Below are 12657 nucleotides of genomic sequence, written 5' to 3'. Positions count from 1 at the left end.
GGGGGGGGGGGGGGGGGGGGGGTTACGCGGCGCTTGTTCGAAAGGCCGAACCCCCTCCCCCAGCCCCTCCCCACCGGGGAGGGGAGCAGTGGTCAGGTCTGCTCTGAAATCAGCGCCCGGTGCGCCAACCTTCAGCGTAGTTTTCACGCGCCACGCGGCTGTAGGGCACCGACGAAACGATCGCGCGGACTTCGATCTGCTTGTGCGGCTCGACCGTGGTCTTGCGCGTACCGCCGTTCTCTTCGCCCCACACCACGCGCACTTCGGTGCCGACCGGGATTTCCGGATCGACCGTGGCGAGGCTCAGCGCCTGCTTCTCGTTGTAGGAATAGCCGGTGAACATCGAGAGGCCGACCGTCTTGCCGCCCGCATCGACGACGCGGTCGTAGTTCGACGAGGCATAGTTCGCCAGCGGCACGTCGAAGAACTTGTACTGCTCGCCGTCCGGGTTGAACAGCGAAGCGGTGATCTTCGCCATGTCTTCCGGATTCCACGCCAGCGTCACCTTCTTGCGCTGCTCGGCGGGGTTCAGCTTCTCCAGCGCCTCGCGGCCATGGAAGTCGTGGTCGAACTTGACGAACGGACCGTAGCCCAGCTCCCACGGGTTGAGGTAGTAGTCCTCGATATTGTCCGAAACGAACGAGCCGCCGATCGAGCCGGTTGCCTCATAGCTGTCGGCGCCGAGCCACTCGCGGAAGCCCTTGAGCTTTTCGCCGGTGTAGATCGCAGGCAGCGGCGAGGGGATCCAGCCCGATTCCAGCGTGTTCGAGGGATAGGCGCGGCTGCCGCAGGCGATCAGGCCGAATTCCTTGCCCGCTTCCAGAATAGCAGCGCGGATTTCCTCCTGTTCGGCATAGGGACCCCAGATCTCGAGGCCCGGCGCGCCCGACATGCCGTGGCGCAGCGTGCGCACCGTCTTGCCGGCAATGTTCATCGTGCTCATGTTGAAGAACTTGAGCTGCTCCAGCGGCCCGCCATGCAGCTTCTCGATCACGTTCCACGCCTGCGGACCCTGGATCTGGAAGCGCCACTCCTTGCGGGTGACGGGCTTGCCCATCGGGCGCATCGGCGAGCGGTCATCCAGCTCGATCTCGACATCGTAGCCGCCCGTCGCGCCGTGATAGCGCAGCCAGTTCGAAGCGGGCGCGCGGCCGACGTAAGTGAAGCTTTCCTCTTCTTCCCAGAAGATGATGCCATCGCCGATCACATGGCCATAAGGCGTCGTCGGCACGTACTGCTTGGCCTTGTTGACGGTCCAGCCCTTCGAGCTGTTGATCATCGTGTCCGACAGCAGCTTCGCCGCATCCTTCCCGCGGATGTAGAGGTTCACCATGTGGTGCGACTGGTCGAACAGCACCGCCGAGTGCTGCCACGCCCACTGCTCGCTGCGCCAGTTGGAGAATTCCGGCGCCACCACCGGATAGACATAGGCGCCAAGCTGCGAATTGCGCAGCATTTCAACGATGTTGGACTGGCCTTGAAGGACCTCTTCGAGGTTCGCTGCCACGCTGTCTCTCCCGATTGCAAATGGCTGGTTGAAATTTGTATGCAACACATACAATATCGAACCAGATTCGCAATGCCAAATTGTGCAGCCCCCATGCGGGGCACAAGCACGGCTGGCGGTGAACGGCGGCGGCGCCTATGGGGGCGCGCTGCCCACCAATGGACGGGAGAGATTTGAATGACTGCACCTGTGATCCTGACGCTTTCGTGCGAGGACAAGCCCGGAATCGTCGCCCGGGTTACCGGCAACCTGTATGAGGCCGGCGCCAACATCCTCGAGGCGCAGCAGTTCGACGATACCGAAAGCGGCCAGTTCTTCATGCGCGTTGTGCTCGATCCCGGCTCGGGCGACGAGACCACGCTGCGCAACGCCTTCACGCCGGTGGCCGAACAGTTCGGCATGGAATGGACGATGCGCGATGCCTCGAAGAAGCGCCGCACCGTGCTGATGGTCAGCAAGTTCGATCACTGCCTCGGCGATCTGCTCTACCGCACCCGCATCGGCGAGCTGCCGATGGAAGTCGTCGCGATCATCGGCAACCACCCCAAGGAAGCGCTCAACATCACGCTGCTCGGCGATGTGCCCTATCACCACCTGCCGATCACCAAGGACACCAAGCCGCAGCAGGAAGCGCAAGTAAAGGCGATCGTCAACGAGACCGGCGCGGAACTCGTCGTCCTTGCGCGCTACATGCAGATCCTCTCGGACGACATGGCCTCGTTCCTCAATGGCCGCTGCATCAACATCCACCACTCGTTCCTGCCGAGCTTCAAGGGCGCCAAGCCCTATCACCAGGCCCACGCGCGCGGCGTGAAGATGATCGGCGCGACCGGCCACTACGTGACGACCGACCTCGACGAAGGCCCGATCATCCACCAGGACGTGACGACCGTCACCCACGCCGACACGCCCGACGACCTCGTCCGCAAGGGTCGCGATGTCGAGCGCCGCGTGCTGGCGGAAGCGGTGCGCCTCCACCTCGAAGACCGCGCGCTGCTCAACGGCAACAAGACGGTGGTGTTCCGCAGCTGATCTTTCGCGTCAGGCGCGGGTGAGCCGGATATCCACCTCGCGCTCCACATAAGCCCATTCCTCGGACGCCCGCAGTTCGGCCAGCAGATGGTCGAACGCGGGCGTATCCTCGGGTGCGAATTCGAACCACGTCAGGAAATCGAACGGCTCGCCCAGATCGCGCGAATGATAGAGCGCGCGGGCGACCGGGCGAACGTAAGGCAGCCCGATGGCATGGTGCTTGGACCGCTGGAACACGCCCATGCGCTCATCCTGCGCCAGCGCCCACCATGCAGCAGACTTGGTGATCGGGAGCAGCGCAGCACACGTCGCTTGCGGACGGCCCAGCCCAGATTGGACCGCGCGCAGTTCGCTCACGCCTTCCTGCGAGGTGTAGCGCAAGTTGCTCGCCGTGCCGCGCAGCATCCAGCCATCGCTTTCACCTGCTCGCGAAGCCTCGCTGATGCGCAAGGCCGGCGCCATCGGCAAGCTCTCACCGCGGAAGGCTTTTATGCGGGTGACGCGCCAGGCACCCGAAGGCCCGGCGATGAATGCGGTGGGATGCAGTGCCATGCCGTGAAATTCGTATGCGTGGTTTGGACGGTTACATCTGCCCGTGCATTGCGATGGTCCGATCCGGTGCCTATGCTGCACGCCGAAGCGGCAAGGAGCAGGCAATGCAGGTCAACTGGCTCGATCACGTCAACGTGATCACCGACAAGCTCGATGAAACCGCCGAGTTCTACAAGGCGCTCCTGAACCTCGAGCGCCGCAACGCGCCCCCGCCGCTGACACCCGACAACGCGCAGTGGATGTACGACGCCGGCGGCAAGGCCATCGTCCACATCAACTCGGTAGACTGCCCCCGCGCGTTCGACCGCCACGTCGAACCCGGCGCACTGACGGGTGCCGTCCACCACGTCGCACTCAATTGCTCGGGCTACGACGAACTGATGGAACGCGTCGGCGCGCTCGGCACGCCCTTCCAGCTCAACACCGTAGCCTCCATAGGCCTCAGGCAGATTTTCGTCAGCGATCCCAACAACGTGCTGCTGGAACTGAATTTCTTCGGGGATTGAGGTAAGTCAGCCGGTCGGAGCGCGACAAATCGGCCGTTCGCTTTCGGTCGTCTTGTCCATCCGGCCCGGAATCTGTGGGATCTGACGGTTCGGATCCATGATCGTTACCGTCGCGCCAGTCCGCGACAGCGCCGTTTCAATCGCCGGTCCGGTTGCAGGGTCCGCGACGATGATGAACCGGACCCCCGTCAGCCGCTTGGGCTTGATGCGCGCAGCGATCTCGACGATCCGCGCTCCCAGCGACTGCATGTCCGGCGATCCGATCACGCGAATGTCATATCCCGGCGAAAACGACCGCTCGGTGACAGCCTCCTGAAGCCATTTCAGCGACGCACGAAAATCGGACGCATTTCCGGGACGCAGAACCGTTGTCCCGATAACCGGCCCATCATCGCCTATCGCACCCGGCACAGTGCGAAAGCCGATCTCATTGAGATAGTGATGCCATGCCACCTCATCCCATTTTACCGGTGCCGAAATCGGGGCGTTCCACGCTTCTGTTTCAGCCAGTTTGGCGATGCACTGTTCGTGCGCGACCTTCGCTGCATTCCTGAGCGCATCGCGCCAGGCAGCATCGTCAAGCCCGACGATCGCGGCGTCGGCAAGTCGGATGCGAAGCTCCAGTTGCGGGCCGCTCTGCCCGGGCGTGCGCTCGAGCTCTGGTAAGTCGATTGGCACCAATACCTCTGTGCCGTCGCCGGACAGACGAGGCTGGCCACGCCATTGGATCGAACTGACCGATCGCGAAAGCGCGCTTACAAACCAGTCGGGAAAAATGCTGTCGAGCGCGAACGCCTTGGTCGCCACCCCGCTCCCGTTGTAAACGACGATCGCGGATGGACCGAAGCCCACTGAATACCAGTTGTCGAATGTCGCAAACGCCTTTCCCTCTGGCGCGACGACAACGTAGACGGGTGCAACTTCATTGACGAGCGACTTTGTCCATTTGGTCACCCAGCCACCTGCGGGACTGCGGACTTCAAGCTTCGCCGTGGCACTCGCCGCCGCGGAGCCGCGCGGCGCTCCCGCTGGTTCCTTGCCGTCCACCTTGTCGGCAATGTAGTCGAGCGTGCTGGTCAACTCGCCGGGAACTACGGTCAACCGTGCCGAGTGATCTGGAGCCTCAAAGACCTCCGTCACTGCAGGTGCCCAGGAGTCCGCATGGGCCGCCGAGCTTGTCACCAGCAAAGCAAGAAACAGCAGTATCCGCATTGTGCCTCGCGCGGCGTCCGGTGAGGCTTCTGGTTACAGTGCTCCGCGATCCGAATCCAGCGAATCACCGTCGAGTCTGGCGTGATCCGAACTACCGCCCCTACTCCGGCCGCTCCCCGGCCATCGTCGTCCGATACATCTCGCGCCGGAACCCATCGTAATCGTTCGGCGCCAGATGCAGCGCCGCGCGGTTGTCCCACATGGCGATCATGCCGGGCTCCCAGCGCAGGCGGCAAGTGAAGCCCGCCTGCGTGATATGCCGCGTCAGCATGTCTAGGATCGGGCGGCTTTCCGCCTCGGTCATCCCCTCGATCCCCACGGCATAGACTTCGTCCACATAGAGCGAGGGCAGCCCGGTGAAGGGATGCGTGCGTACCAGCGGGTGGAAATTGCCCTGCACCGCCGCCGCGCGCCGGTCGTCGCTGGCGAAGGTCATCGGCTTGCCGGTAATCCGCTCCTGCGTCGCCATGTTCGCCTCGGCCGACATATGCACCTTCAGCGGGCGCAGCATGGCCTGCATCGCGGGGCTCAGCATCCGCCACGCCAGCTGCGTATCGGCCCAGACCGTATCCCCGCCATAGGGCGGCACTTCCACAGCGCGCAGGATCGTGACGGAAGGCGGCTCATCCAGAAACGGAGAATCGGTGTGCCATCCGCTGCCGAACAGCGCCTTGGTCCGGGTATCCGCCTCCTTGATCAGCGGGTGGACATTGCGGTGCCCCGCCACCCCTTGCGTATAGGCATCGACCGCGAAAGGCCCGAACCGCGCGGAGAACGCCTCATGCTCCGAATGCGTCAGATGCTGATCGCGCAGAAACACCATCTTGTGCCGCCACAGCGCCTCGCGGATTTCGTCGAAGGCTTCGGGCAAGAGGTCATGGCCCAGCCGTACCCCGGCAATCTCGGCCCCCATCGCAGCGCTCAGCGGATGCGCGGTGATGTGGCGGTGCTCCTGCGCGGCATTGTCGAAATCGCCCTGCGGGCTCAGCCTCACTTCGCGCATCAGCTTGTAACCATCAGGCCGGAATCGCCCGCTCGAGCGCGTCCGCCAGTTGCTGCGGACGCGAGAGATAGGGGCTGTGATCGGCGTCCAAAGTCACCACCCGCGCACCGGGCGACATCGCCTGCATCCGGCGCTGGCTGGCAATGGGGATCGTGCGGTCCTCGGTGCATTCGACATAAGTACGCGGGAGCGAGCCCCAACGCTCCGCCGTCAGCACCAATGGCTCCGAGCGCGGCCCATGCGGCTCCGCCACAAGGCGCGGCAGCACGCCCGCGACCAGCTCCGGCGGCGAAAGCTGCGCGAAGACCGGCCCGGCCAGCGCCGGATCGACCACGGTCGCCGCGCCATCATGCACCTTGCTGATAATCGCATCGAAATCCGGATTGGGCTCTTCCATCGTCTTGAACTCGGCGCGCGACGATCCCGAAGGCAGCATCATCGCGCAGACATAGACAAGCGCATCCATGGCCGAAGGATCGCGCTCCGCCGCCGTGCTGACGACCAGACCACCGCGCGAATGCCCTGCCAGCACGACCGGAGCGCCGCCCGATTGTGCCTTCAGATCACGGCAATGCTGCGCAGCAAATTCCCCCCAATCCCCCAGCGTCACCGCCGCCAGTTCCTCCGCCGTGCCGCCCATTCCCGGCAGCGTCGGCGCCACAACCGTGTGCCCCCGCGCGCGCAGCAATGCTGCAACCGGATCGAAGCACCAGCCGCCATGCCAAGAGCCATGGATCAGAACAAACCCGGCCATCAGCCTGCCTTCGGTGCGATGAAATCAGCCCAGACCGCCCACTCGGGCTTTTCCGAAGCGTCCGGCTCCCATTGCTGCACCATCAGCGCGCGGGCCTCCGGCTCGGGCATGCCGAGCACATCCCTGTTGAGCCGGTAGAAGAACGCCGAAACCCGCCAGTTCATGATGCAATGAACGTGGACCGGGGTCGGCCCGGTCTCCAGCGCGGCGCGGAACGCCTCGTAATGCGCTTCCTGCGGCGCATCGAAGGGCACCGGGATGTGCGTGTAGGCGATCCCCTCGGCAGCAAGTTTCACGCCTTCTTCCGCCAGCGCTTCGGGATGGCTGTCGAGCGCGAGGTTGACCACCTGCCTGACCCCGAGCGCTGCCAGCCGTGCGACATCGGCCTCTTCAAGCCGCCCCGAAGTGGTGATCTCTCCGCTCAGCCTTTGCCAGCCGCGGATATCGGCCGGGTCTGCGGTCATGGCGCTCAGGCCAGCCCCAGCAGGCGCACCGCGTTGTCCTTCATGATCCCGGGCAGCACATCCTCGCGGAAGCCGACCTTGAGCGCGGCTTCGATCCACTTCTGCGGGTGAATCAGCGGAAAATCGCTGCCGAACAGCATCTTATGTTTCAGCTGCGTATTGGCATACTGGATGATCTGCGGCGCGAAATACTTCGGTGACCAGCCCGAGAGGTCGATGAACACGTTGTCCTTGTGCAGCGCCATCGACAGGCTCTCGTCCACCCACGGCCACGAGGGGTGCGCGAGGATGATCTTCATGTCGGGGAAATCGACCGCGACATCGTCGATCAGCATCGGCTGGCCATACTTGAGCCGCATCCCGCCGCCGCCGCGCATGCCGGTGCCCATGCCGGAATGGCCGGTGTGGAAGATCGCGGGCAGCTTGTACTCGGCAATCACTTCGTAGATCGGGTAGGCCATGCGGTCGGCCGGGTGCGCGTTCTGCACGATGCCGTGGAACTTGAAGCCCTTGACCCCGTAGTTCTCGATCAGATCGCGCGCCTCGCGCGCGCCGAACTTGCCCTTGTGCGGATCGATCGAGGCAAAGGCGATGCAGATGTCGTCGTTCTTGAGCGCCATTTCGGCGACTTCATAGTTCGAGACCCGCTTGGCGCCCATGCCGCTTTCAGCGTCCACCGTGAACATGCAGAAGGCGATCTGCTGCTCGCGGTAGATCTCGACGATCTCGGGCATCTTGGGCCGCTCGCGGGGGGCCTTGAAATAGGCCGAAGCCGCATCGAAGAACTTGCCCATGACCGGATCTTCCGGATCGTGGCACGAAACCTCGGCATGCACATGCACGTCGATGGCCTTGATCTTCGTAATATCGATCACGCGGCAGACTCCAATTCTGCAGGATTGTCACGAGCCAGCCTTTCGACCAGCCGGTTGTAAAGCGTCACTGCGCGGTCGTGCGCAGTGGGCATGATCTGGGGATCGGGCGTGGCGGCAATCACGCGTTGCTGGGCCTCGATCATCGTCTTGTCTTCCGCAAAGGCTTGTCCGGCCATGACCATCATCATGTCGCGCTTAGCATCATCGCCATCGCGGCAGTGTGGCCCCCACGAGAAGAAGTAGCGTGCCGTGCCCGGTCCGGTCGATGTGACCGCCTGGCTGGTGAAGTTCAGCCCCGAAAGCGCATCCGCCATTTCCGGTGCCAGATCGCCGAGCCGCGCGGCAGTGCCTTCTGGATAATTGCCGGACCACATCAGCAAGACCCCGGGCACGAGGAAATCGTAAGTCTGGTAGGCCTCCACTGCCACGTCATGCGGATTGCGCGGGCTGTTTGCCGGCGCAGGAATCCACCGCGATACGCGCACGCCGCGCTCCAGCGGGGTGATCTTCGGCTGGTGCTCGGCAAATTCCGGCCCCGCACCAAAGCTCTGCGCATGGACATACGTGAGGTGGCTGAAATCGAGGAGATTGTCGCAAATGAGCCGTGCCTCGGCGGCATAATCGAGTTGGCCGTGACCGAGGATCCATTCGGGCTCCGAAATGCCGACCGCAGGGGGAATCAGCGCTTCGTCCGCCAGCGCGGGATCGCCCATCCACACCCAGATCCAGTCATGCCGGTCCGCCACAGGATAGCTGCGCACGCGTGCCCGTGCTGGGATCAGTTCCTGCCCCGGGATTTCCTGCACCACGCCATCCGGCCCGAACAGCAAACCGTGGTACATGCAGCGCAGGCTCTCCCCCTCGCAGCGCCCGAGCGAGAGAGGCGCAAGGCGGTGCACGCAGCGATCTTCCAGCGCCTGGATGGTGCCGGAAGCGCTGCGCCAGATCACCACCGGCTCGCCAAGTATCGAAATGGCAGAAGGTTTCTCGGCAGCAATGTCGCTGCTCCACGCCGCGACGTGCCACGCATTGCGGACATGGATCACAGGCGTACTCCCATGGCACGGCCCCGGCGGGCGGATGAACCGCTCCGCCGGGACCAGCCCGGATTATCAGACGAGCGCGTCCTTCTTGACGGTGATCACCTGGCTGTAGGTGAACTCCTTCAGGCCCTCGATGCCGTACTCGGCGCCGAAGCCGGACTGCTTGTGGCCGCCGAAGGGCGCAAAGGGCGAGAGGTGGAGGAACTCGTTGATCCACACCGTACCCGTTTCGAGCTGCTCGGCGATCTTGACGCCGCGCTCGGTGTCCTTGGTCCAGACCGCGCCGGCAAGGCCGTATTCCGAATTGTTCGCGCGCGCGATCACTTCATCGTCGCTCGAGAACTTCATCAGCGGCATGACCGGGCCGAACTGCTCTTCCGCCACGATGCGGGCGTCTTCCGGCGGATTGTCGAGGATCGTGATCGGCACGTAGTAGCCCGAGCCCGAGGGATCGACATCGCCGCCGACAAGGAACTTGTAGCCGTTGTCCTTGGCGTCCTGGATCAGTTCGCACACGCGCTCGAACTGCTTCTTGTTCTGGATCGGGCCCACGCCGGTGCCCTGCTCCGAACCGTCACCCACCTTCACGTTCTTCGCGTATTCGGCAATCGCCGCGCTCAGCTCGTCATAGATGTCCTCGTGGATGTAGATGCGCTTGGCCGCCACGCAGATCTGGCCCGCGTTGGTGAAGCTCGACCAGAACAGCTGCTCGGCCACCTTCTGCACGTCCGCGTCGGGCAGCACGATCGAGGCGTCGTTGCCGCCGAGCTCGAGCGTGATGCGCTTGAGGTCCTTCGAGGCGCCTTCCATGATCTTCTTGCCGGTCGCGGTCGAGCCGGTGAAAGTGATCTTGTCGATATCCGGGTGCGCGGTGATCATCGGGCCGAGGGCATCCTCGCCGGTGATGATGTTGACGACGCCGGCAGGCACGATGTCCGCGATCAGTTCGGCAAAGCGCAGCGTGGTCAGCGGCGTGAACGGCGAGGGCTTGAGCACGATGGTGCAGCCCGCAAGCATCGCCGGGGCGATCTTCTGCACCGCCATCAGCAGCGGGAAGTTCCACGGCACGATGCCGCCGACAACGCCGACCGGCACGCGGCGGGTGCGGCTGAGACGGGTCTCGCTGTCCTCGTTGATCGTCTCTTCGAGGGTCAGCGTCGACTGCGCGTTCATCATCGCCGAGCAGCCGCCGATTTCGAACTGGGCCTGCTGGTGCGGCTTGCCCTGCTCCGAGGTGAGGAGGCGGAACAGCTCGTCGAAATTCGCGTCGATCGCGGCGGCCATCTTCTGGATCACCACGCGGCGCTCGTCGACCGGGGTCTTCGACCAGGTCTTGAAGGCGCGGCGGGCGGCGGCCACGGCGCGGTCAAGCTCTTCGGCGCCGCAGGCCGGCACCTGGCCGATCACCTGCTCGTTCGCCGGGTTCACCACGTCGAGCGTCTTCGCCGTGGTAACCAGTTCGCCATCGATCAGATTGGGGTAGAGTTTGGTCATGAGTCTCTCCGTCCTCTAGTATTGTTCTAACGTATAGCAGTTTATCAGCGCGAAGCCAGCGCCTTGTCCTCGTTGGCCCGCTTGACGAGATACATCCGGATCGCCTCCGCGTCAGCGGGCTTGAGCGCGGACTTGAACGAAACCATGCCCAGCTCGTGGAGCTGGCCGCCGATCACCACGGCCTTCAGCGCATCGGCCGAATTGATGATCGCCGAGTGACGCAAATCGGGGTTTAGCCCGCCCGAAACCGCCGCATCGCCGTGGCAGACCGAGCAGTACCGGCCATAGAGCTGTCCGCCCTTTGTCGCCTGTGCCTGCGTGCCGGTGAAGGGCGGCGGATCAAGCACCATCTGGTTCATCGGGGGCGCTTCGGGCAGCTGGCCCTTGGCGCCCAGCTTGAACACGAGGAGGCGGCTGATGTTGCGCGTGGTGCCCGCCTTGTCGGCCAGCACGCCGGTGGCGATATCCCAGACGCCGCCCCAGCCGACCATGATCGCGACATATTGCTCGCCGTCGATCGCATAGGTCATCGGCGCGGCGATGATGCCGGTCTGCGCCGGGAACGACCACAGTCGCTCACCCCTGTTCGCCGTGTACGCAACGAATTCGCCCGAAGCTGTGCCCTGGAACACGAGGTTGCCCGCAGTCGAGAGCACGCCGCCGTTCGACGGCCCCTTGAGATCGACCTTCCACGCCGGCTTCCGGTTCGCGACGTCCCACGCCACCAGCTGGCCGGTCGTCGCGGCCTTGGCGCCGGCCTGCACCTTGGCATCCGCCGGCATGGCCACGGCATAGCCGTCGAGGCCCGTCTGGAACCCGATGTCGGTCGGCTTCCAGCCCGCTGCCGCCATGTAGGGGAATGCGGCGAGATTGGTCGGAATATAAAGGTATCCGGTCTTCGGGCTGTAGCTCTGCGGCTGCCACGAATGCGCGCCGACCGCACCGGGCAGGCTCACGAAGGGCTTGCCAGTCTTCTCGTACTGCGCATCCGGGTTGATCGTCGGGCGGCCCGTCTCGGGATCGATCTTCGTCGCCCAGTTCACCGGCACCCACGGCGTGGCCGAGAGGAACTTGCCGGTCTTCACGTCGAGCACATAGATATGCCCGTTCTTCGGCGCGTGCATCGCGACATGGCGCTTCTCGCCGCCGATCATCACATCCGCGATGGTGATCTGCTGATCCGAGTCGAAGTCCCAGCGGTCTTCCGGCGTTTCCTGGAAGTGCCAGGCATACTGGCCGGTGTCTGCATTCACCGCGACGATCGACGAGGTGTAGAGGCTATCACCCTCGCGCCCGTTCGCCGCCGGGTTCCACGGCTCGGCATTGCCGGTGCCGAACAGGACGAGGTTGGTTTCAGGATCGTAGGTGATCGAATCCCAGACCGTGCCGCCGCCGCCGAGGGTCCACCACTTGTTGCCCCAGGTCTTCGCCGCCGCCTCATGCGCTGCCTTGTTGACGCCTTCGACGCCGAAGCCCTTGGCGGGGTTGCCCGGCACCGTGTTGAAGCGCCAGACTTCCTTGCCCGTTTCCGGATCATAGGCGGAGAGGTACCCGCGCGCCTTGTACTCCGAACCCGCTGCGCCGATCAGCACCCGGCCCTTCACGATGCGCGGCGCGCCGGTGATGGTATAGTCGGTCTGGTTCGGGACCGTCACCTTCGACCAGATCACATTGCCGGTCTTCTGGTCGAGCGCGATCAGGCGGCCGTCGAGCGCCGCCACGAAGACCTTGTCGCCATAAAGCGCGACGCCCCGGTTCACCGCATCGCAGCAGGTGCGCACCAGCGTCTCGCGCGGCACCTTGGGATCGAAGGCCCACAGCGGCTTGCCGGTCTTCGCATCGTAGGCCTTCACCATCGACCATGCGGTCGAGACATAGAGCACCCCGTCATGTACCAGCGGGGTGGCTTCCTGCCCGCGCGCGGTGTCCATATCTGCATACCAGGCGAGGCCCAGCTGGTCGGCGTTGTACTCGTTGATCAGCGTCAGCGGCGAATAGCGCTGTTCGGCATAGTCGCGACCATAGCTCAGCCATTCGCCCGCCGGCACATTGCGCAGCATCGCGTCGGTGACGCCGGCCATCGCGCCTGATTGCGCGACAGCCCCAACACCCAGCGCGAGAAGCGATGCCATGGCCAGCTTACGAACCAACGAAACGCGCATACCTGTGTGCCTCTCCTTGCGGGCCCTGCCTGTCGCAGGGACTCTTTAATCGG

12 protein-coding genes are annotated in these 12657 nt (G+C 64.2%); 2 read left to right on the top strand and 10 right to left on the bottom strand.

What is annotated here, in order from left to right:
• Positions 1–109: 109 nt before the first annotated feature.
• Positions 110–1456, bottom strand: coding sequence for an aminomethyltransferase family protein (locus tag IP83_RS11835; RefSeq protein ID WP_054122432.1), 1347 nt, complete (start codon positions 1454–1456; stop codon positions 110–112).
• A gap of 228 nt (positions 1457–1684) precedes the next feature.
• On the opposite strand from IP83_RS11835, the gene purU reads away from it, so the two are divergent.
• The gene (purU, locus tag IP83_RS11830; protein WP_054122428.1) at positions 1685–2539 is read left to right on the top strand and encodes a formyltetrahydrofolate deformylase; all 855 of its coding nucleotides are present in this window, start codon (positions 1685–1687) and stop codon (positions 2537–2539) included.
• 9 nt (positions 2540–2548) lie between these two features.
• Here purU and IP83_RS11825 read toward each other — a convergent pair whose 3' ends face one another.
• Positions 2549–3091, bottom strand: a complete 543-nt coding sequence (locus IP83_RS11825; RefSeq protein WP_054122427.1) for a chlorite dismutase family protein — start codon at positions 3089–3091, stop codon at positions 2549–2551.
• Between the two features lie 104 nt (positions 3092–3195).
• Here IP83_RS11825 and IP83_RS11820 point away from each other — a divergent pair, with 104 nt between their 5' ends.
• Positions 3196–3597 (top strand): VOC family protein, encoded by a 402-nt coding sequence (locus IP83_RS11820; RefSeq protein WP_054122431.1) that lies wholly within the window; start codon positions 3196–3198, stop codon positions 3595–3597.
• Between the two features lie 6 nt (positions 3598–3603).
• Here IP83_RS11820 and IP83_RS11815 read toward each other — a convergent pair whose 3' ends face one another.
• The 8 genes from IP83_RS11815 to IP83_RS11780 all read right to left on the bottom strand — a co-directional run bounded on the left by IP83_RS11815 (position 3604) and on the right by IP83_RS11780 (position 12574).
• Positions 3604–4677, bottom strand: coding sequence for a hypothetical protein (locus tag IP83_RS11815; protein ID WP_156309692.1), 1074 nt, complete (start codon positions 4675–4677; stop codon positions 3604–3606).
• A gap of 232 nt (positions 4678–4909) precedes the next feature.
• Entirely contained in the window at positions 4910–5812 is a 903-nt protein-coding gene (locus IP83_RS11810) for a TauD/TfdA family dioxygenase (protein WP_054122425.1), read from the bottom strand.
• A 13-nt stretch (positions 5813–5825) separates the two neighbouring features.
• Positions 5826–6566 (bottom strand): alpha/beta fold hydrolase, encoded by a 741-nt coding sequence (locus tag IP83_RS11805; RefSeq protein ID WP_054122424.1) that lies wholly within the window; start codon positions 6564–6566, stop codon positions 5826–5828.
• Positions 6566–7030 (bottom strand): beta-lactamase hydrolase domain-containing protein, encoded by a 465-nt coding sequence (locus tag IP83_RS11800; RefSeq protein ID WP_054122423.1) that lies wholly within the window; start codon positions 7028–7030, stop codon positions 6566–6568. The genes IP83_RS11805 and IP83_RS11800 overlap by 1 nt, the downstream gene beginning before the upstream one ends.
• A 5-nt stretch (positions 7031–7035) precedes the next feature.
• The gene (locus IP83_RS11795) at positions 7036–7905 is read right to left on the bottom strand and encodes an amidohydrolase family protein (RefSeq protein ID WP_304437617.1); all 870 of its coding nucleotides are present in this window, start codon (positions 7903–7905) and stop codon (positions 7036–7038) included.
• Positions 7902–8951, bottom strand: coding sequence for an aromatic ring-hydroxylating dioxygenase subunit alpha (locus IP83_RS11790; protein ID WP_054122422.1), 1050 nt, complete (start codon positions 8949–8951; stop codon positions 7902–7904). Before IP83_RS11790 ends, IP83_RS11795 begins: the two co-directional genes overlap by 4 nt.
• A gap of 66 nt (positions 8952–9017) precedes the next feature.
• Entirely contained in the window at positions 9018–10442 is a 1425-nt protein-coding gene (locus IP83_RS11785; protein ID WP_054122421.1) for an aldehyde dehydrogenase family protein, read from the bottom strand.
• A gap of 44 nt (positions 10443–10486) precedes the next feature.
• A complete protein-coding gene (locus tag IP83_RS11780; protein ID WP_231625022.1) occupies positions 10487–12574 on the bottom strand; it encodes a PQQ-dependent dehydrogenase, methanol/ethanol family in 2088 nt (695 codons plus the stop codon).
• Positions 12575–12657: the final 83 nt, after the last annotated feature.

It is taken from the genome of Novosphingobium sp. AAP93, from assembly GCF_001296055.1.
Taxonomy (GTDB): Bacteria; Pseudomonadota; Alphaproteobacteria; order Sphingomonadales; family Sphingomonadaceae; genus Novosphingobium.
This window is presented reverse-complemented; position numbering and strand designations above follow the sequence as displayed.